Below are 19732 nucleotides of genomic sequence, written 5' to 3'. Positions count from 1 at the left end.
TGGGTTGAAGGAGATGGGTCCCAATGTCATGCACTGCGTCGGGCGCTACCGAGCCGCCGGGTTGCCCATCTCCTACCCATTTCTAAAAATAGACTAATGAAGGGGTGATTTTCGTCCTTTTTAAATATAGGACCGAGCCGATCTGTTGGGGCTTGAGCGTAGCGAAAGACCAGCCTTCCCCCTTGAAAAAATGCCCGCTTACGCGGGCGTGACAACCTTGTTGTTGATTGTGCTCAAAGCGACCCTGTAAGGGGTGCGACCTCATACCTCGAAGGACCGAAGGTCCGTGCTCATCGCTCTTACAGCGTTGCTTGGAACTGGTGGAATTTTTCCAAGAGTTCGGCGTAGGTCTTGGTGGATTCGAGTTGCGGGAACTGGGCTACGATGGAGTCCGGGGCGCAGAAGAAGCAGCCCTTGTCGGCCTGCTTGAGCATGCCCGTGTCGTTGAAGGAATCGCCGCTGGCGAACACCTTGAAGTTGAGGTCTTGCAGGTGCTTCACGACTTTTGTCTTCTGGTCGTTGAGGCGCAGGTGGTAACCCTTGATCATGTCGTTTTCGACTTCCAGGTTATGGCAGAAGATAGTCGGGAATCCGAGATTCTTCATGATGGGGTAGGCGAATTCCTGGAACGTGTCCGAAAGAATAATCACCTGGGCTTCGTCGCGGAGTTTGTCCATAAAGTCGCGGGCACCGTCGAGAAGTCCGAGGTTTGCAATCACGTTCTGGATGTCCGAAAGCTTGATGTTTTCGCGTTCGAGAATCTTGATGCGGCCCTTCATGAGCACGTCGTAGTCGGGAATGTCGCGTGTAGTCAGGCGCAGGTCCTTGATGCCGGTCTTCTCGGCGACGGCGATCCAGATTTCAGGGGCGAGGACACCTTCAAGGTCCAGGGTAACGACACATTGCTTGGTAAACATAGGGCTATTTCTTTCGTTCGTTGATGATGGAGCGCAAATCCGCAATCGTAATCTGGTACGGGGTGCGGCAGAAGTCGCAAATCACTTCGAGGTCCTTGCCTTCTTTTTCGAGGTCCTGCAAGTCCTTGAGCGGGAGTGTTGCAAGCGTTGCCACGGTGCGTTCGTGGCTGCAGGGGCAGTAGGCCTTGGGGTCGATTTCTTTGACGATGTCGATTTCGTAGGGGCCGCGCAGCTGGTCCAACAGTTCGTCGAGGTCAAAGCCTTCGGGCGTGTTCATGTCGCAGAACTTCGGCAAGTTCTGGATGATGACCTCGATCAGGTTGATGTCCTTGTCTTCGAGGTCGGGGAAGGCTTCGATGTAGAAACCGGCGGCGTAGTCGAGCTTACTCGGGTCTTCTTTGTTGAAAGCGGCTTCGATACCTACGGCCGAGCGGATCTGTTCGGACTGCAAAAGGTAGGTGGCGAGGTTCTGGCCCATGGATACGGCGGGAGCCTCGATAATGCTTTCATGGACGCGCTTGCCCTGTTCGTTCAGCTTGACGACGCGGACGCTTTGCGGAATGAGGACGGGCTCGTTACCGCCAACCGCCTGGAGTTCCGGCTGCGGAATCATGGCGCGCACCAGGCCCTGCGGCGTGGAGTCCGACTGCACCAGCGTGATTTCGCCTGAAAAACGGGTAGTAAAGCTCACGGTGCCCGGGAACTTGAGCGAGGCGCTCAAGAAAATGCTTGCGATGGAGTTTTCGGCGAGGAGCTTGAGGGCGAAACCCTGTGCGTTATGCTTTTTGCCGATTTCGTTCATCGTCGCGGTCAAGTCGACGACAATCAGGCGGAAGGGCGTCTTCTTGCCCGTAGCGCGGATAATGCGGTCCTTGAAATTCATGGCCCAAATTTAGAAAAAAAAGACCCGTTATGTAACACGTCATTCCTGGCTGGACCCGGAATCTTTGCTATCTCGCCACAACCTGCTCACGAATCTTTTCGCAGATTTCGCGACCCGCTACTTGAGCGAGGCATTCGAAGGCGAATTCTTCGGCGGAGCCGGCACCGCAGCTGGTAATCACGTTGCCGTCGACCACCACGCGGTCGGTGAGGAACTGCTTGCAGACGAGGTCTACTTCGCAGCCCGGGAAACAGGTGCACTTGCGGTCTTTCAGGAGGCCTGCCTTCGAAAGCACCAGCGGTGCCGCGCAAATGGCGAATAGCCATTTGCCCTGGGCGTCAAACTGCTTGATGGTTGCTTCGACGGCAGCGCTTGCCGCAAGGTTCTTGACGCCCAGCCCCCCACCGGGGAGCATCACCGCGTCAAACTGCGCAAGGTCTGCATCCTTCAGCAGAATGTCAGCTTGAATGCGGAGCCCGAGCTTACCCGTTACGGACAAACTGTCGCTAATGGATGCGAGCGTCACATTGAGGCCGCCGCGCTGCCAGTAATCGAACGGGGTAACGAATTCGGTCTCTTCGAAACCATCTGCCATCAAGAAAAGAATCTGCATAAAACCTCCGTGAAAGGATGTTCAAAAGGTAATAAAAAAACGAACGGATTGTTTGCGGTGGGTGGGGGTGGTCGTCTATTAAAGAAAATTTCGCATTTTGCGTTACGCATTTTGCGAAATTTAGTTATATTTAGGGTATGAATACGAATCCGTTCTTTCTTTATGGGTACAATGGTCCCGAATACTTTTGCGACCGTGTCGAAGAAACCAAGTATATCCTCTCGGCTCTCAGCAACGGGCGTAATATTACGCTGCTTTCCCCGCGTCGTATGGGAAAAACGGGGCTGATTTTCCATATTTTCAATGCCATCCAGAAAGAAGACAAAAAGGCGGCCTGCTTTTATATTGACATTTTTCCGACAAGATCGCTGGAAGATTTCGTCTATAATTTGGGCAAGGCTGTTGTCGGCAAGCTAGATTCTGTCGGAAAGAAGACTGCAAAGACCGCATTGTCGCTTTTTAAAAGTTTTAAGGTCGTATTATCTACGGATCCCGTGACGGGGAATCCGCAACCGTCCATTGAATTTGCCCCGCAAGAAACAAAAAATACGCTTGCGGAAATTTTTGCTTATCTTAAGCAGTCTAACCGTGAATGTTACATTGCCATTGATGAATTCCAGCAGATTGCGGAATATAAGGACGAAGGCGTAGAGGCTTTGCTTCGTTCGTATATCCAGTTCTGCCCGAATGTCCATTTTATTTTCTCCGGTAGTAAACAGTACCTGATGACGGAAATATTCGGGTCGGTATCGCATCCGTTTTATCGTAGTACCGAAATCTTCAATTTGACGGCAATCGCCGAAGAACATTACTATGCATTCGCCAAGAAATGGATGGCAAAAAATTCTATCAAGCTGCCCCAAGAAATCTTTGCTGGTCTCTACAGCAAATTTGATGGTCATACTTGGTACATGCAGCGCGTATTGAACCGTCTTTATGAAATGGCTCCGTCTGCGGTAGAAATTTCAGACGTGGAGCAATGTGTCGCTGCCATTATAGAATCTGAGAAAGAAATTTACCAGAGGCTTTTGGCAACTCTTACTCGGAACCAAAGCCAGTTGCTGATTGCTATCGCCAAGGAAGGTTGTGCGACGGCGATAAATTCTTCGGCATTTGTGCAGAAATACCGCCTAAAAAATGCAAGCAGCATCAGCCGCGCGATTGATTCGCTTCTTTCGCAAGAATTCGTGATGAAAAACCAAGACGGCTACATTGTCTATGACCGTTTTATGGCTTTGTATCTGAAGGGGTTGTAGCTAAAAAACAATCTCGTTTTTAGATCTATCTTTTTTCATGTACTTTTGCCGATACTGTATTTGCGACTGGACTTTAGGGAACTTTTCAAGGTCTCCTTGGAATACTTGCTTTGGAACATCCATATCGAAATAATACAGTCGATAATCATCAAGTTCATCAAAGTAAACGGCAGCAAAGAAATTCATTCCGCCATAGCTGACAAGAATATCAGGGCATTCCTTTTGATTTAGTGCAGTAACTGGGTGTCCTCCGCTAAGTTGGTTGTAATCATAGTAACAGTCTAAGGCCTTTTTATTATTTGCGGCAATTCTTACTAGGTGAAAGACAAACGCATCTGCACAGGCAAAATTTCTTTCCATCGGACCATATACAGAACCAATGTACGGACATTTGTATTTACCGTCAACAACCATAGGTATGGTCTTGATAGGCGTTATCGTACTTGTTTCCGATGAAGTTTGAAGGTAAATTAGAATATCCTTTTTTGAGAAGGGTGGCTTAACAACAATAGCCCAAAGAGGAATTGCTAGTAGGAAAATAGTTGTTAATATTTTCATTGCGAGTACCTGTACCTATAATTTAAGCGGACAAACTTAGAGCAAAAAACAAGATGAAAAATGGCAAAATGAAAATCCACACGCCCCTAAAGTACAATGCAAGGTCGGCGTCGCTCATGGTTGAATGGTCTATCAGTGAAATCACCAAATACCAAAGCCCGATATTCGCCCAAATAGAATGACCTCCAGCCCAAATAACGCGAAGCAACACAAAACCGAGTACAAAGCCTACGAGAGTCGGGGCCACTGCGGTCAGTGCGTGCTGCACAGCCTGAATGAACCAGGGACCGCGTGAACGGTAACTGATGTGTCCGATGTGACCTTCGCCACTTTCAAACATGCAGATTTCGTGTACTTCTGCTCCTGTGATTACGGCGAAGCAAAGGTGTGCCATTTCATGGATGAACGTTCCTGGGAAAGTGACGAAATTTACAAAGAAATAGGCAAAGTCTCGATTTATTGTTTTCAAAACGGCGATTTGCAAACGTTCGAGAGCAAAAAGCAAATACCCTGCAACGATAGGAGCAAGTATCACAAACACTGTCAATATGGCGCTGATTCCAGCCAAGGCTCCGATTCCGTTTCCCCAACCAAACCAGACAATTATTTGTTGCATCGTCAAGAAAGTCAAAGAAGTAGATCTCCTTTACTTGCATAGAACAAAAATATTCCGGAGCCGACTCTGACTTTTATATACAATTGTTGCTATTAAAGCGATTATCGCGATAAGGGATAAAACACCACATCCAGCATCTTGTTTTATACCAAATACTATAAAAAGAAGACTCAAAAGAAGGAATGGAATGCCGAATATGTATGCTCCGGCAGCTAAGGCAAAGCCCGCAAATAATCCTAATAATAAAGCTAAAACAGCTAAAACAACCGCTTTAGTTTGCTTTTTATCTTTTCGAGCCTCCTGATTTATAGTTGACAAAACCTTTGGATTATTTGAACATTTGGGACAAAGAAGGTAACCATATTTGTAACGCCATCCTTCAGAAATTGCGGAACTAACAGTATTCCAACAGCCGTTGCGATACTCTTCTGTTATGAATTTTATTCCTGTTCTATTGCAAAAACTGCATTCGATATTTTCTTTCCTTTCTCTTGACATAAGACAATCTCCTTGTGGTTAATAACTTTGTTTTTAATGGAATTAACAGCGATGCTATTTGGGGTCAATTATGCTTGAAAAAAATTTCTCAATCTGTTTTGATAATCTTGGACCAAATTTTTTAACGTGTTTTTTAGTTATTCCGTTTTCGCAATAATCACAAGAATCTTTATCGTAATGACATTTTATTTCTATAGATCCTTTGAGTTTGTTGTGTTTTAGCAAACAAAGTTCTGTTATCAAGGCGATTGAATTTGGATCATTTTTCGTTGCAATTTTTAATTCATAGAAATTCGGATTCTGTTGTTTAAATATTTTGTTTAATTCTACGCGAAGTTTATTAAAAAAAATGTAAACATCATTATTCTTCACGTCATATTTCTTTTTAAGGCGTTCATTTTTCTTTTGCATTTGTTTTTCTTTCATATCGTTTTTGATTTTGTCATTTTTTTCATTAGTTAAAGCTTGTTCTAGAGAACAACTCGTGTTTTTCTTTACATTCACTGCAAACTCCTTTTTTCATATTTGACATATGAACAAACCTGTTTACAAACATTCACGAGTTTGTAAAATCCCACGGATCCTTATTTTGGTCAAAACCGCAATGCTTGCAAAATTTTGCGTTGACAGGAATTTGTTCTAGACACCGAACACATTCTTTTGTTTTTGATGTTGATTTTCCACATGCTTCACAGAACGAAGCATCTGCATCAATTTCTGTACCGCAATACATACATTTGGGCATATTTATGCCTCCTTATTTTATCCCCGCAGGTTGTTGCACACTATGCCGTGCGGGTTTCAGCACAGTGTGTTTTGCGTATGCAAAGTCTTTCGCCAGATTTGCATCTGGTGTCAGCCCTTGCCGAGCAAAGAATCTTGCCAAATTTTGTGAGAATACAAAAAAGGCGTAAGTCGTTGCATTTATCTGGATGAGGCTCTCGAATGCCTTTAGACGATAAACGCAAACGACCCACGCCCCAAACGGGCGACAGAACTGTTTTGTTAAAACAGTTTGTCGAAATACACCTAAACAAGCCGCTTTAGGCAGCTGTTAAAAATGCATCTACGTGAGCGTTCGCCCTGTCCTCGTCTAAGGAAATTTTCGAGATTTCATCCAGAGAACAAGAGCTAAAACTCTCTATTTTCAAGAGTAAAATAACATATTTTTAAGAAGATGGGGACCTTTTTTGCAAAAAAAATTGAAGTTTTATGCTCCAACTTGGAGTATTGCACGCTTTTTTGTATATTTCCCCTTAGTCGGAGACTCCGATGCATTAGTATATCCCCCGACAGGGGCCCGTTCAGGGAAATGCGTTCCATAGGAAAGGCTATGGAAAAATCTAAAGTAATAGATTCCGGTTCAGAGACCGGAATGACGAAAATGACGCCGAAACCGCTGGTTTCGACTGGAGAAATTGTGCTTTACCAGCCGGAAGGTGAGGTTAAGTTGGAAGTTCGTGTTGAAAATGAGACTGTGTGGCTCACGCAGGCTCAAATGGGGATTCTATTCGAAAGAGAGCGTTCCGTTATCGCCAAGCATATCGGAAATGTTTTCAAAGAAAAGGAACTCGACGAAAAAAGTAATGTGCAAATTTTGCACAATACTCTTTCAAAGTATAAACCGACATCTATTTATTCGCTTGATGTAATCATTTCCGTTGGCTACCGGGTAAAATCGCTCCGGGGAACCCAGTTTCGTCGTTGGGCGAATCAGGTGCTTAAGGAATACATGCTCAAAGGCTATGCCGTAAATCAGCGTAAGGTTGCAACCGATTTGCAAATTGCTGATCGTTTACACGAGCAAAAACAGTTGATTGAAAATCAAAGCGCAGAAATTAAGAATGTCCGAAAGTCGATGGCTGAACAGAATGCACGGCTTTCTGCAGTTGAACAGCATATTGACTTCTTCGTTCATGCAAGCCAAGCTCCTACGGGAGGCGTTATCGCACCAAATACAAGGTTCGATGGGTTCATTCTGATTGGAGACCTTGTGAAAACAGCCAAACGTTCTGTCGTATTCATTGATCCATTCGCCACGGTAGAGGTGTTGAAATTTGCGGCTATGCGGGCGAAGGGTGTTTCCGCGACCATTTTCTCTCCCCGAATCACCTCCGAGTTTAAGGCGGCTGTTGACTTGCACAACAGGCAATATCCTGGACTGGAACTCAAGACCATGCGGATGATTCACGATCGGTTTCTGCTCGTTGACGATACGGTTTATCATTTCGGCGCATCGTTCAAAGATATGGGCGCAGAGTTTTCTGCGTATAGTGTATTGAACTTTGTGACGCCGGAAGAAGTTATAGAAAAGGTGAAAGAAAGTACTAAAGGACAGGCGAAAATCACTCTTTTGTAAATCATTGTAAAATTTCTCGGAAACAAGGTTAAAAATGTCCGAATTTAGCGTGTATAGTATATGGAACCCCAAAACGCTAAAAGGACAATTATGAAAAATTCTAAACGGATTGATTCCGGTTCAATGACTGGAATGACGAAATTTGAACAAAATCCACTGGTTGCGACGGGTGTTGAAAAAATGATTTTTGTCATTCGGGATAAGCAAGTGCTACTCGACCGTGATTTGGCGACACTCTATGGGGTAGAAACAAAGCGAATCAATGAACAGGTAAAGCGTAATATTGATCGTTTTCCCGAAGATTTTTGCTTTCAATTGGATGAATCGGAATTTCGCGAACTGGTCGCAAATTGCGACCGGTTCAAAAAATTAAAGCATTCCTCGTCCAGGTCATACGCATTCACTGAACAAGGGGTGGCAATGTTATCATCCGTTTTGAAAAGTGAATCTGCCATTCGTGTAAATATTGCAATTATGCGAGCATTTGTGCAACTTCGTCATCTTATGATGAACAATGTAGGCTTGATTAGTCGTATTGCCAATTTGGAAAGCAAAGAAATTGAACATGATGTGCGCTTGCTTGAGCATGACTGCAAAATTGATGCTCTTTTTGAGGCTATGGATCGCAACGAACTCAAAACAAAAGGCATCTTTTATGAGAGCCAAGAATTTGAGGCCTATGCGTTTGCATGTGGATTGATACATCAAGCCAAGAAGCGAATAGTCCTAGTGGACAATTATGTAGATGAAACTACACTTCTGATGATGCAAAAGAGAAACAAGGGTGTTTCGGTAACGATTTACACCTATGATAAGAGCAAAATTTTTGAGTTGGATTTGCTGAAATACAACGAACAGTATGCCGACTATCCGATAGAAATTCTCCCCAGTTATGGGATGCACGACAGGTTTTTGTTTATCGATGATGTCGCGTACCATTTTGGAGCATCGCTAAAAGATCTTGGGAAAAAGACATTCTTTTTCAGCCGTGAAGATTTTACGTTGGAAGAGGTTCTGAAACAAAGTAATCAACACTCTGCTGAAATCACAGAATGTAATCAACAAACGGAATTTTAAGAATCGTTACCCGACGCTGTGTTCGAGCTTCAGCGTCAGCAGTTGCCTTGCTTCGGTGGCGAATTCGCCGGGGAGTTCCTTGAACACGTCCTTACAGAAACCGCCGACCATGGCCTGGATGGCGTCTTCGCGCTTGATGCCGCGGCTTTCGAAGTAGAACAACTGGTCTTCGCTAATGCGGCTGGTGGTGGCTTCGTGTTCGGTGGTGGAGCTCGCGTTTGCGACAGTGATATAGGGGAACGTGTGAGCAGCACTCTTGTCGCCCACCAGCATGCTGTCGCACTGGGTGTAGTTCCGGGCTCCCGTGGCCGACTTGCGGATGCTCACTTCGCCACGGTAAGCGTTGCTGCTGTAGTCCGCACTGATGCCCTTGCTGATAATCGTGCTCTTGGTGTTCTTGCCGATGTGGATCATCTTGGTGCCGGTATCGGCCTGCATGTGCCCGTTGGTAAGGGCCACGCTGTAGAATTCTCCGACGGAGTTGTCGCCCAGAAGCACGCAGCTCGGGTACTTCCACGTGATTGCGGAACCGGTTTCGACCTGCGTCCAGCTGATGCGGCTGTTCTTGCCCGCGCATTTGCCGCGCTTCGTGACGAAGTTGTACACGCCGCCGGCGCCCGTTTCGCGGTCGCCCGCGTACCAGTTCTGCACGGTGGAATACTTGATGCTTGCGTTGTCCTTCGCCACAAGTTCTACAATCGCACTGTGCAGCTGCTTGCTGCTGAATTCCGGCGCGGTGCAGCCTTCGAGGTAGCTCACGCTGGCGCCTTCGTCGGCGATGATCAAGGTGCGTTCGAACTGGCCTGCTTCCTTGTTGTTGATGCGGAAGTAGGTGGAAAGATCCATCGGGCACTTGACTCCGGGCGGAATATAGACGAAGCTTCCGTCGCCAAAGACTGCGCTGTTCAAAGCCGCAAAATAGTTGTCGCCTGCGGGCACCACGCTTCCCAGGTATTCCTCGATGAGTTCGGGGTATTCCTTGATGGCGTCACTGATGCTGCAGAACAAAATGCCCATTTCCATGAGCTTGCGCTTGTGGCTGGTGTAAATGCTGACCGAGTCAAAGACCGCGTCCACGGCTACGTTCGCCAGGCGCTTTTGTTCGTCCAGTGGGATGCCCAGCTTTTCGAAGGTGGCCAAAAGCTCAGGGTCCACGTCTTCAATCTTTTCGTGGCTTTTCTTGGTCTTCGGGGCGGAGTAGTAGACGATGTCCTGCAGGTCCACCGGTGCAAAATGCAACTCGCCCCAGTTGGGCTGCTCCATGGTCTGGAGTTTTTCATACGCTTTCAGTCGGAAATCGAGCATGAACTGCGGTTCGCCGCGGAGCTTGGAGGCTCTCCGGATGACATCTTCGTTCAGACCTTTCTCGAAGGCCTCGTTTTCGATATCCGTGACAAATCCGTATTTATAATTTTCGCTCATTTTACACCTTTTTGCGCGAGCAAAGATAGAATTTTTTGCTGAATCCCGCTACCTGATGCGCGATACCTATCTATATTTTTAGCCATGAATAGCAATCGAGAAAGTTTTGCATCCCGTTTAGGTTTTATCCTTATATCGGCAGGCTGCGCCATTGGCCTGGGTAACGTGTGGCGGTTCCCGTTTATTACCGGGCAGTACGGCGGTGCCGCTTTTGTGGTCATCTACCTGTTTTTCCTACTCGTATTCGGGCTTCCGATTCTAATGGCGGAATTTGCGGTGGGCCGTGCCACACAGCGAAGCGTCGGCCGAGCCTTTGAACGCCTAGAACCAAAGAAAACCAAATGGCATTTGGCCAAGTGGCCCATGATTGCGGGTAACTATCTGCTCATGATGTTTTACACCACGGTCTGCGGCTGGATGCTTTACTATTTCTACCGCATGGTGGTGGGAGACTTTGAAAATGTGACGCCTGCGCAGGTGGGCGCCATGTTTGGGGAGACTTTGGCTAGCCCCGCGATACAGGTGGGTTGGATGATTGCGACGACCGTTATTGGTTTTGGCATTGTGTCGCTTGGTCTTCAGAAGGGCGTTGAACGCATCACCAAGTGGATGATGTCGTCGCTATTCGTCATTATGATTCTGCTTGCAATCCGTGCCGTGACGCTTCCCGGTGCCGACGAAGGCCTGCGCTTTTACCTGTTGCCCAATTTCAATAACCTTGTGAAAAATGGCATCGGGGAATCTCTCTTTGCTGCGTTGGGACAAAGCTTCTTTACGCTGAGCCTTGGCATTGGTGCCATGACCATTTTTGGTAGCTACATCAAGAAAAATCACTCAATTGCAAAAGAGGCTGCAAATATTTGCGCGTTGGATACGGGCGTTGCCTTGCTTGCGGGGCTTATCATCATCCCGAGCTGCTTTGCCTTTGGACTTGAACCGAATGCTGGACCGGGCTTGATTTTTGTGACGCTTCCGAACGTGTTCTCGCAGATGCCTGCGGGTAGACTTTGCGGAGCGGCTTTTTTCCTGTTCCTTTCTTTTGCGGCGCTTTCGACCGTGGTGGCCGTGTTCGAGAACATTACCACCTTCTGGCGTGATGCCCGCCGCTTTGACCGCAAGCAAGTCGTGTGGGTGAATGCGGTGCTGATTGTGCTGCTGTCGCTCCCGTGCGCACTCGGTTTCAATCTACTTTCGGGCTTCCAGCCGTTTGGCGAAGGCAGTTGCGTGCTGGATTTGGAGGACTTCCTGGTCTCTAACACGCTCCTTCCGCTGGGCTCGCTCCTGTTCATTGTGTTCTGCTGCTACAAGCGTGGTTGGGGCGAAGAAAAGTTCTATGCCGAAGTCAATACGGGCAAGGGCTTCAAGATTCCGACCTACAAGATCGTTCGCTTCTATGTCAAGTGGGTGATTCCCGTTGTGATTGCGATTATCTTGATACAGGGGTATTTCCAGAAGTTTGCCTCGGAATTGTATAATAAGATATTTGGCTAAAAAGAAGGTTTATTTAAGAGTACGGCGGGCGAGTCCCGCCTTTTTTTATGATTACAAAATGACAATTTCTGTCATAAATTTTAAGGTATATTTGTTTGCGTAAAAGAGAGGTAAATTATGAATCGTTTTAGCATCGCAAACAACAAAGTCCTGTTTTCCGCCCTACTCGTCTTAGCTCCGGCTGTGTTTGGAGTCATGTTCTACGGTTCGGGTAGCGTTGTCGCGTCGGTATCGGCCGCAGTCGCCTATTTGAGCCTAGTCATCGGGGAACGCCTGGATTCTGCGCAGAATTCCTAAAACAAGAAAGCCCCGCGTTAAAGCGGAGCTTTTCTAGATTCCGGCGGTGGCCGGAATGACGATTTGTCGCATTAGCGACGTCTTTCAGCCATCTCTTTTTTGAGGATGTCCATGACGGCGCCGAGGTCTGCCGGGGCCTTGAACACGGGGTTCGCGAACTTGGAGCAGATATTCTCGAGCTTCTTTTCGTGGTAGCCGACCTTGAATTCGGTGAACTTGAGGCCGTGTGCCGTGCTGATGACGACCACATTCTCTTCCTTGTCGATTTTGCCTGCGGCTACGAGCTTTTCAAGTGCGCCAAGGGCTACGCCGGTGTGCGGGCAGCAGTAGAGACCGATGCGGTCACCGCGGTGGGCGGCGTTCGCCAGTTCTTCTTCGGTAACGCTCACGACCATGCCGTTCGTCTTCTGGATGGCGCGTACTGCCTTCGGGTAGCTGACCGGGTTACCGATCTGGATGGCGCTGGCGAGAGTCTTCTTTGCCTGCATCGGAACCAGCTTGTCGAAGCCGCGTTCGTAAGCCTGGTAGAACGGGTTGGCGTTCTCGGCCTGCGCGACGATAATGCGCGGAATGCGGTCGATGAGGCCCATGGCCTTGCAGTCTTCGAAACCCTTGGCCAAAGCACTCACATTACCGAGGTTACCGCCCGGGATAATCACGGTGTCGGGAACCTTCCAGCCCATTTCTTGGCAGATTTCCGGAGAAATCGTCTTCTGGCCTTCTACGCGGAGGCTGTTCATGGAGTTCGCGAGGTAGATGCGGTTGTCGGCGGTGACCTGCTGCACAATCTTCATGCAACCGTCAAAGTCGGTATCGAGGGCAAGCACGATGCTGCCGTTAGAAATCGGCTGGATCAGCTGGGCAACGCTGGTCTTCCCGGCGGGGAGGAACACGATGCTCGGGATGCCGGCCTTTGCGCAGTAGGCGCTGAGGGCTGCGGAGGTGTCGCCGGTAGAGGCGCAGGCCACGGCGTCGATTTCGTGAATCTTTTTCTTGATAATGTGGTTCACCTGGCTCACGAGAACCGTCATGCCGAGGTCCTTGAAGCTGCCCGTGTGGGAGTTGCCGCAAAGCTTCACCTTCAGGCTCTTGATGCCCATTTCTTTTGCGAGCGGGGCCGCGTCAAAGAGCGGGCTCCAGCCTTCGCGCATCGTCACGATGTCTTCGAGGGGCATGTCGGGAAGCACCATTTCGCGCTTGCTCCAGATGCCGCTCATGTCGGCCGGTTCAAAGCTCATGCGGCGTTCGGCAAAGAGCTTCTTCCATTCTTCGGGGCTCTTCTCGGCAAGGGCTGCACGGTCGTGTTCCACTTCGAGCAGGCTGCCGTCCACCTTGCTCCTGTAAATGACGTCGGTCAGCGGGTAGGTATCGTCCCCGTTGATGTTCCTAAAATGGGCGTTGAATTGGGCCATAATATCCTCTTGATTTTTACGGGGGTAAAGATAGTAAAATATAGCCCATTTCAGCCCGTTCTGGAGCCTTCAGTTTAGTTGATTTTTACTAAATTACACTCGTTAAAGCTTAAAAGGAATCCTTATGGAAAACATTACGCAGATTTGGAAAAAGATTCAGTCCCCGGAATTCAATCCCGCAACGGACATGGGTTTGGTTGAACAAGTGAAGCAGGTCGCCCTGACCTCCCAGGAGCCCGCCAAGGTGAGCTTTGGTACCTCCGGCTGGCGTGGCGAAATCGGTTCCGAATTTACGCTCCGCAATCTGCAGGTGGTGGGTGCCGCTATTGTGCGCCTCTATAAGGAAGCTACACCGGAACTTTTCGAAGCTCTCGGCGTGAAGGATTTTGCCGAACTCCAGAAGAAGGGCGTGGTCGTGGGTCACGACAACCGCTTGCTCGGTCACGAATTCTGCGAAGCCGTGGCTGACCAGTTCGCCAAGGCCGGCGTGAAGGTCTACTACGGCGGCGAAATGCCCACACCGGAATTCAGCGCCGCAATCGAGATGCTCGGTGCCGCTTGCTCTATCAACATGACCCCGAGCCACAACCCGAGCCACTACAACGGTATCAAGTTTAACCCGGCCGACGGCGGTCCTGCCGGTCCGGAAATCACCAACGTCATTACCAAGCTCAGCAACGAAATGATGGCCACCTGGAAGTTTGAACCGGTGGGCAAGGTTGACTGGGAAATTATCGACTCCCTCAAGATCTACAAGGAATTCCTGGTCAAGCAGGGAACCATCAAGTTCGACCGCATCAAGGACTTTATTAAGAAGGGTCGCCTGACTCTCGTTTGCGACCACGTGCACGGTTCTACCCGTCGCCGTCCGGCCGCTCTTCTCGACAATCCGGAATGCCTCATTACGCTCCGTAACGAAGACGATTCCCTGTTCGGCGGTATCGCCCCCGAACCGTCCAGCAAGAACCTGGAAAAGGTCCGCAAGGTGCTGGACGAAAGCAAGTCCTGGTTCCGCCTGGGTGCCATTTTTGACCCGGATGGAGACCGTATCCGCTTCTACGACGGCACTCGCGAAATCGATATGAACCAGTTCGGCGCTATCGCTTTCCACTACATGGCTACCTGGCGCAAGGAACAGGGCTGCGTGGCTAAGTCCGTCGCGACCTCCAACTTTGTGAACATCATTGCAGAAAAGCTCGGCGTGCCCGTGATGGAAACTCCGGTGGGCTTCAAGAACTTCCGCCCGTGGCTTTCCCGTAACGCCAAGCAGAAGGCTCTCGTGGCATTCGAGGAATCTGACGGTATCTCTGGCCTCAACAACACGCTGGAAAAGGATGCCCAGTTCGGCCTCCTCATCGCTCTTGAAATCATGGCGGTGACCGGCAAGAACCTCGGCGAATACCTCGACGCCCTGTACGAAGAATACGGCCGCTTCTATCCGACCCGTTCGGGCTTCGAAGTGGACAAGTCCCTCGTGGGTGAACCCTTGAAGGCTAAGGTGAACGCCATTGCCGATATCGCGAAGCCGGGTGCAAAGGTCATGGTCGGTAACAACGAAAAGACCGTGAAGCAGCTCCTCACGCTCGATGGCGTGAAGGTCATCTTTGACGATGATTCCTGGATGCTGGTGCGTCCGTCCGGTACCGAACCGAAGGTTCGTATCTATACGGAATGCCGCAATCCGGATGAAAAGGACCCGATGTTCGAGGCAGCCAAGGCTCTGTTCTTCAAGAATTAATAAGCTTTTCAAGGGAGGTTCCTTATGAAAAAACTTATCGCAGTCCTCTTTCTCGCTTTTGCAGTGATTTGCTCGGCGCAGTCGTCCATCAAGCCTGAATTCCAGGCTTTCTCGGGTGCGCTTCTCAAGTTGAAAAAAGTGGAGAAGGGGTATCACAAGTTCCGCCTGAAGGTGGATGTCAACCCGTGGGCCTTCCAAGCCGATGGTGAAGTGCAGGCTCCGGGCGGAGACGGCGATGCCCTGATTACGGGACTCTTCGATGGCGATGTCTATGCGGTTCTCGCCTATGTCCCTTCTACCGCGGCAGGTTCCGACGGTAAGGAATACCAGGTGGGCCTCTTTGACATGATGCTCTACTTCGATGACGAACCCACAAAGATTCGCAACCTTCGCTTCAAGTTGTTGCCGCCGGCAAACGATGAATGGGCGATGGGTATTCTGAAGGACGCTCTGGAATCCGGTTCGCTTTTGGGCAATGTCTGGGGTGGCAAGTACGAACGCGCCATTACCAAGGCTTCTGCCGATCCTATGGACAAGGCGAAGCTCCGCGCTCTCCAGAAGAAGAGTGGCAAGAAAATTGACGAAGATGCGACCATCAATGCTCGCAAGCGTCGTGTCGAGGCTGACGAAGAAGTCGCTCCGAAGAAGAAAAAGAAAGCGGCGATGGAAGAGGACGCTTCGTTCAACAAGCGCAAGCGCCGCGTCGAGGCCGAAGAGGAACCAGCTCCGACCAAGAAGAAAAAGAAGAAAAAAGTTTCTGGCGATGAATGCGACGATCCGAGTCTTTCTGTCAAGGAAAAACGCCGTTGCCAACTCAAGAACAAGTAATTTTTTAACTAAAACCAATTAGAGGTAATCTATGTCCGGTCACTCCAAATGGGCCACCACCAAACGCAAGAAAGCCAAGACTGACGTTGCTCGTGCCAAGGCTTGGAACAAGCTGATCAAGGAAATCTCCATTGCTGCTAAGCTCGGCGGCGGAAACCCGGATGCGAACCCGCGTCTGCGCGCTGCAATTCTCAAGTCCAAGAGCCAGAGCCTTCCGACCAAGAACATTGAAAGCGCTATCGCCAAGGGTACGGGGGCGAACTCCGGTACCGAAATGACGGAACCGCTGTACGAAGGACGCGGCCCAGGTGGCATTGCCATCATGGTGCAGTGCCTGACCGACAACAAGGTCCGTACCGTTGCTGAAATCCGCAACATCTTCAACAAGAACAACGGCTCCATGGGCGAATCCGGTTCCGTGTCTTGGGCATTCACCTACAAGGGTGTGATTGTCGTCGACGCTGAAAAGTATCCGGAAGACCAGGTGATGGACCTCGTCTTGGAAGCGGGTGCCGAAGACATGTCCACCGAAGACGGCGTGCATGAAATCTCCACCAGCCCCGAAGCCTTCGACGCCGTGTCCAAGGCTCTCGAAGCTGCCGGTATCGAAATGATGAGTGCTGAAATCACCTACGTCGCTAACGACCCGGTGAAGCTCGGTCACGAAGATGCCCAGAAGCTCCTGAAGCTCATCGACAAGTTCGAAGACCACGACGACGTCCAGGATGTTTATCACAACGCCGAAATCGACGAAGCCGACTTGGACGCTGAATAGAGGCTTGAGGTCGGGCTACGCCCTTTGGGGTGTGAGCTCGGTCGCAGGCTCCCTTTGAGTAAAGTTTAAAGCCGATTGCGATTGCAGTCGGTTTTTGTTTTTGAATATTTAAGCTCTGAGTTTTGCCGATGGCCTAGACGCTATCGACCGAGTGTTTCGCGGTAGTTGTGGACGGCGGCCTTGTAGGTGCTGACAGCTTTAGCGACGCGGGCTGCGATGTCTTCTTGCGCCTTGATCGTCGTCATGTAGGCTTCTTCTTCGGGGTTGCTGATGAAGCCGATTTCAAAGAGGACTGCGGGCATGAGCGCACCTACGAGCACCATGAATCCGGCACCGCCGACGCCGCCTCCCTGGCGCTTGATTTTTCCGCCGTCGAAGGCCTTGAGCATTTCTTCGGTGAACATGTAGCTGTTCTGCTTGTACTTTTCCAAGCGGGCTTCAAGCTTGAACCATTCGAGCGGTGAAAGTTCTTCTTTGGCGTTCTTTTCGCCGTAGAGGGTTGCCACCTTGTTTTCGCGGCGGGCGATAGCCTTGTCTTCTTCGCTTTCGGGGGCGCGGAGCACATAGACGTGGAACCCCTTGATCTGTTTCTTGCGTTCGGGGGTCGCATCGATGGCGTTGCAATGTAGGCTGATGAACAGATCTCCGTCCCACTGGTTTGCGAGGTTTGCGCGTTCGCCGAGTTCGATGAACACGTCCTTGTCGCGAGTCATCTTGACGTTGAAACCTTCCTTTTCGAGTTCCTTTTTCAGGAGCTTTCCGACGGCGAGCACGATGTCTTTTTCGTTGGAGTTCTTGCCCTGGGCGCCAGTGTCCTTGCCGCCGTGGCCCGGGTCGATCACGATGGTCTTGACTTCGCGGGTGCCTGCGGTTTCGTTTTTCGGCTTAGCGGTAGAAGTTGCTGCTGGGACTGCGGCGACTTTTGCTGAAGATGAGGAAACCTTCGCCGCGGAGCTGCTGCTTGCGGGGGCGACCGGTGATGTTTGCGCACTGTCTGTTTTGTACAAACTAACGACATCTGCGGAATCTAGCAGAATGTGTCCGTCTGTAATTTCGGGTGCGTGCTTAAGCTCAATGGAGTTGCCGTGGCTGCTCACATAGGGAAGTCCGATGGCGAACTTGAGCGTGTCGCTTTCGCCTGCGAGCAGGAATGTCCTTTGAACGGGGAACCAATGAAAGCTTGCCTTGTGTTCCTTGGCGACTTGTTCGGCGTCAACCTTGTTGCTTGCCCAAGCAGAAGCTGCGAGAGCTGCGCAAAGGAGGATGTGCCAAACAAGTTTTTTCATTATTTGTGAGCCTTTGCCGCACGGGCCATTTCGAGTTTTGCGTCGCGGTTGATGATATCCTGACGCTTGTCGCGCTGATCTTTACCGCGGCAGATTCCCATTTCGAGCTTGGCGCGGCGATTCTTGAAGTAGAGCTTCAGGGGAATGAGCGTGCAGCCCTTCTGTTCCTTGGCCTTGCGCATCTTGGCGATTTCGTGCACATGGGCGAGGAGCTTGCGGCGCCTAGCAGGGAAATGGTTGAAGCGGTTCGCGAACAGGTATTCGTCGATGTGTGCACCTACGAGCCAGATTTCATTCTTGCTCTCGTCGATGTCGATCCATGCTTCGCCCAAGGTGCACTTGCCATCGCGGATAGACTTGACTTCCGAACCGATGAGCATGATACCTACTTCGAAGGTTTCGTCGACAAAGTAGAGGTGGTTTGCCTTGCGGTTTACGATGACCGGAGTGCTTTGTTCCTTTTTCGCCATTCGTTAAGCCTTCTTCTTGCTTCTGGCAGCTTTTGTTCCGGTGGCCTTGGAGCCTGTTTTAGTAGAGCTTTTCGCTGCCGAGGCTTTGCTCTTTGCGATTTTTTTGCCGGTGCCGTCGATGCCGGTGGTAGCACTGCTGAGTTTCTTGCTTTCCCAGCCGACCTTCTTCTTCTGCACGTGGGGCACGGCTTCGTCCAGAGCCAAGGTGAGTTCCTTGCAACCGTCACCTGTTACGGCGGAGGTTACGATGACGGCTTCCTTGTGGGCCTTGAACTGCTTGATGGCGTCATCGATGCCGAGGTCGCTCTTGTTGAGGGCGATTACGTAGGGCTTCTTGGCGAGCTTCGGGTGGAACGCCTTGAGTTCTTCCTTAAGAACGGAGAACTGCTCGTAGGCGTTTTCGGCAAAGCCGTCAATGACGAACAACAGCGTGTGCGTACGTTCGATATGCTTCAGGAACTGGTGACCGAGGCCCTTGCCTTCGCTGGCGCCTTCCAAGAGACCCGGAATGTCTGCGACCACAAAACTGTGGCCGTTCAGCTGCACAATGCCGAGCACCGGTTCGAGAGTGGTAAACGGATAGTCGCCGACTTTCGGGCGTCCGCTCGAAATTTTGTTCACAAGGCTAGACTTGCCTGCGTTCGGGAATCCGACGAGGCCCACGTCTGCCATAAGCTTCAGTTCCAAGAAAAGTTCGCGACGTTCGCCTTTTTCGCCGGGAGTGCACTTGCGCGGGGCCTGGTTGGCAGGCGTTGCGAAATGCTGGTTACCCATGCCGCCCTTGCCGCCGCGAGCCGCAATCCACTTCTGGCCGGGTTCGGTAAGGTCTGCCAAGATGCGACCTTCGGCATCTTTCACGATGGTGCCGCGGGGAACGTCTACAATCAGGTCTTCGGCGCTACGGCCGGTGCAGCGCTTCGCGCCGCCTGGTTGTCCACTCTGGGCCTTGTACAGGCGAGCGTTACCCATGTCGAGGAGGGTAGAAAACTGTTCGTTCACCTGCAGAATCACGTGACCGCCGCGACCGCCGTCACCGCCATCGGGACCGCCGAGGGGTACGAACTTTTCGCGGTGGAAACTGCAGATGCCATCGCCGCCCTTACCGGAGCGAATTTCAATTGATTTTTCGTCTAGGAACATGTCACAAATGTAGAAAAAAGGCGGCCCGCTTGCCGAAAAAAGGGAATATTTGCGAGTGTAGATTGACGCCTTTGAACGTTGTGTGAAAAAAATATG

The 19732-nt window shown here is 50.2% G+C and carries 21 protein-coding genes; 8 read left to right on the top strand and 13 right to left on the bottom strand.

Going from position 1 to position 19732, the window contains the following annotated elements:
* Window positions 1-299: 299 nt before the first annotated feature.
* From thrH to ACKI61_RS13990, 3 genes are all read right to left on the bottom strand, one after another.
* Entirely contained in the window at window positions 300-917 is a 618-nt protein-coding gene (gene thrH / locus ACKI61_RS14000; protein ID WP_407458284.1) for a bifunctional phosphoserine phosphatase/homoserine phosphotransferase ThrH, read from the bottom strand.
* A gap of 4 nt (window positions 918-921) precedes the next feature.
* Complete coding sequence (locus ACKI61_RS13995; RefSeq protein ID WP_407458283.1) at window positions 922-1800, bottom strand: Hsp33 family molecular chaperone HslO; 879 nt, start codon at window positions 1798-1800, stop codon at window positions 922-924.
* Window positions 1801-1867: 67 nt separating this feature from the next.
* Window positions 1868-2413: a DJ-1 family glyoxalase III gene (locus ACKI61_RS13990; protein ID WP_407458282.1), complete on the bottom strand. Its 546-nt coding sequence runs from the start codon at window positions 2411-2413 to the stop codon at window positions 1868-1870.
* A gap of 137 nt (window positions 2414-2550) precedes the next feature.
* Between ACKI61_RS13990 and ACKI61_RS13985 the strand changes: the two genes are divergently transcribed.
* Window positions 2551-3669 carry an AAA family ATPase gene (locus ACKI61_RS13985; RefSeq protein ID WP_407458281.1) on the top strand — a complete coding sequence of 373 codons (1119 nt, stop codon included), beginning with the start codon at window positions 2551-2553 and terminating at the stop codon, window positions 3667-3669.
* Here ACKI61_RS13985 and ACKI61_RS13980 read toward each other — a convergent pair whose 3' ends face one another.
* Genes ACKI61_RS13980 through ACKI61_RS13960 form a run of 5 tightly spaced genes read right to left on the bottom strand, consistent with a single transcriptional unit; the run spans window position 3670 to window position 6086 of the window.
* A complete protein-coding gene (locus tag ACKI61_RS13980; protein WP_407458280.1) occupies window positions 3670-4227 on the bottom strand; it encodes a hypothetical protein in 558 nt (185 codons plus the stop codon).
* Window positions 4228-4249: 22 nt separating this feature from the next.
* Window positions 4250-4843, bottom strand: a complete 594-nt coding sequence (locus ACKI61_RS13975; RefSeq protein WP_407458279.1) for a hypothetical protein — start codon at window positions 4841-4843, stop codon at window positions 4250-4252.
* 30 nt (window positions 4844-4873) lie between these two features.
* Complete coding sequence (locus tag ACKI61_RS13970) at window positions 4874-5341, bottom strand: hypothetical protein (RefSeq protein ID WP_407458278.1); 468 nt, start codon at window positions 5339-5341, stop codon at window positions 4874-4876.
* Window positions 5342-5395: 54 nt separating this feature from the next.
* Window positions 5396-5845 carry a hypothetical protein gene (locus ACKI61_RS13965; protein WP_407458277.1) on the bottom strand — a complete coding sequence of 150 codons (450 nt, stop codon included), beginning with the start codon at window positions 5843-5845 and terminating at the stop codon, window positions 5396-5398.
* A gap of 52 nt (window positions 5846-5897) precedes the next feature.
* Entirely contained in the window at window positions 5898-6086 is a 189-nt protein-coding gene (locus ACKI61_RS13960) for a zinc-ribbon domain-containing protein (protein ID WP_407458276.1), read from the bottom strand.
* Between the two features lie 588 nt (window positions 6087-6674).
* Between ACKI61_RS13960 and rhuM the strand changes: the two genes are divergently transcribed.
* Window positions 6675-7700, top strand: coding sequence for a RhuM family protein (gene rhuM, locus ACKI61_RS13955; protein WP_407458275.1), 1026 nt, complete (start codon window positions 6675-6677; stop codon window positions 7698-7700).
* Between the two features lie 90 nt (window positions 7701-7790).
* A complete protein-coding gene (locus ACKI61_RS13950; RefSeq protein WP_407458274.1) occupies window positions 7791-8777 on the top strand; it encodes an ORF6N domain-containing protein in 987 nt (328 codons plus the stop codon).
* Window positions 8778-8783: 6 nt separating this feature from the next.
* On the opposite strand, the gene sufB is transcribed toward ACKI61_RS13950, so the two are convergent.
* Window positions 8784-10199 carry a Fe-S cluster assembly protein SufB gene (sufB, locus tag ACKI61_RS13945; RefSeq protein WP_407458273.1) on the bottom strand — a complete coding sequence of 472 codons (1416 nt, stop codon included), beginning with the start codon at window positions 10197-10199 and terminating at the stop codon, window positions 8784-8786.
* Between the two features lie 84 nt (window positions 10200-10283).
* Between sufB and ACKI61_RS13940 the strand changes: the two genes are divergently transcribed.
* Both ACKI61_RS13940 and ACKI61_RS13935 read left to right on the top strand, forming a co-directional pair.
* The gene (locus ACKI61_RS13940) at window positions 10284-11690 is read left to right on the top strand and encodes a sodium-dependent transporter (RefSeq protein ID WP_407458272.1); all 1407 of its coding nucleotides are present in this window, start codon (window positions 10284-10286) and stop codon (window positions 11688-11690) included.
* A 117-nt stretch (window positions 11691-11807) separates the two neighbouring features.
* Window positions 11808-11987, top strand: coding sequence for a hypothetical protein (locus ACKI61_RS13935; protein WP_407458271.1), 180 nt, complete (start codon window positions 11808-11810; stop codon window positions 11985-11987).
* Between the two features lie 71 nt (window positions 11988-12058).
* Here ACKI61_RS13935 and thrC read toward each other — a convergent pair whose 3' ends face one another.
* Window positions 12059-13399 carry a threonine synthase gene (thrC, locus tag ACKI61_RS13930; protein ID WP_407458270.1) on the bottom strand — a complete coding sequence of 447 codons (1341 nt, stop codon included), beginning with the start codon at window positions 13397-13399 and terminating at the stop codon, window positions 12059-12061.
* Window positions 13400-13523: 124 nt separating this feature from the next.
* Here thrC and ACKI61_RS13925 point away from each other — a divergent pair, with 124 nt between their 5' ends.
* The 3 genes from ACKI61_RS13925 to ACKI61_RS13915 are packed head-to-tail and all read left to right on the top strand — an operon-like array spanning window position 13524 to window position 16740.
* Window positions 13524-15137, top strand: a complete 1614-nt coding sequence (locus ACKI61_RS13925; RefSeq protein ID WP_407458269.1) for a phosphomannomutase — start codon at window positions 13524-13526, stop codon at window positions 15135-15137.
* A gap of 24 nt (window positions 15138-15161) precedes the next feature.
* Window positions 15162-15965, top strand: coding sequence for a hypothetical protein (locus tag ACKI61_RS13920; protein ID WP_407458268.1), 804 nt, complete (start codon window positions 15162-15164; stop codon window positions 15963-15965).
* A gap of 31 nt (window positions 15966-15996) precedes the next feature.
* Window positions 15997-16740, top strand: a complete 744-nt coding sequence (locus tag ACKI61_RS13915; protein ID WP_073318101.1) for a YebC/PmpR family DNA-binding transcriptional regulator — start codon at window positions 15997-15999, stop codon at window positions 16738-16740.
* A gap of 140 nt (window positions 16741-16880) precedes the next feature.
* Here ACKI61_RS13915 and ACKI61_RS13910 read toward each other — a convergent pair whose 3' ends face one another.
* The 3 genes from ACKI61_RS13910 to obgE are packed head-to-tail and all read right to left on the bottom strand — an operon-like array spanning window position 16881 to window position 19636.
* A complete protein-coding gene (locus tag ACKI61_RS13910; protein WP_407458267.1) occupies window positions 16881-18026 on the bottom strand; it encodes an N-acetylmuramoyl-L-alanine amidase in 1146 nt (381 codons plus the stop codon).
* Entirely contained in the window at window positions 18026-18496 is a 471-nt protein-coding gene (gene smpB, locus ACKI61_RS13905) for an SsrA-binding protein SmpB (protein ID WP_072976871.1), read from the bottom strand. The genes ACKI61_RS13910 and smpB overlap by 1 nt, the downstream gene beginning before the upstream one ends.
* A gap of 3 nt (window positions 18497-18499) precedes the next feature.
* A complete protein-coding gene (obgE, locus tag ACKI61_RS13900; RefSeq protein WP_407458266.1) occupies window positions 18500-19636 on the bottom strand; it encodes a GTPase ObgE in 1137 nt (378 codons plus the stop codon).
* Window positions 19637-19732 lie beyond the last annotated feature (96 nt).

The sequence above is a fragment of the Fibrobacter sp. genome (assembly GCF_045601785.1).
In the GTDB taxonomy this organism is placed as follows: domain Bacteria; phylum Fibrobacterota; class Fibrobacteria; order Fibrobacterales; family Fibrobacteraceae; genus Fibrobacter.
This window is presented reverse-complemented; position numbering and strand designations above follow the sequence as displayed.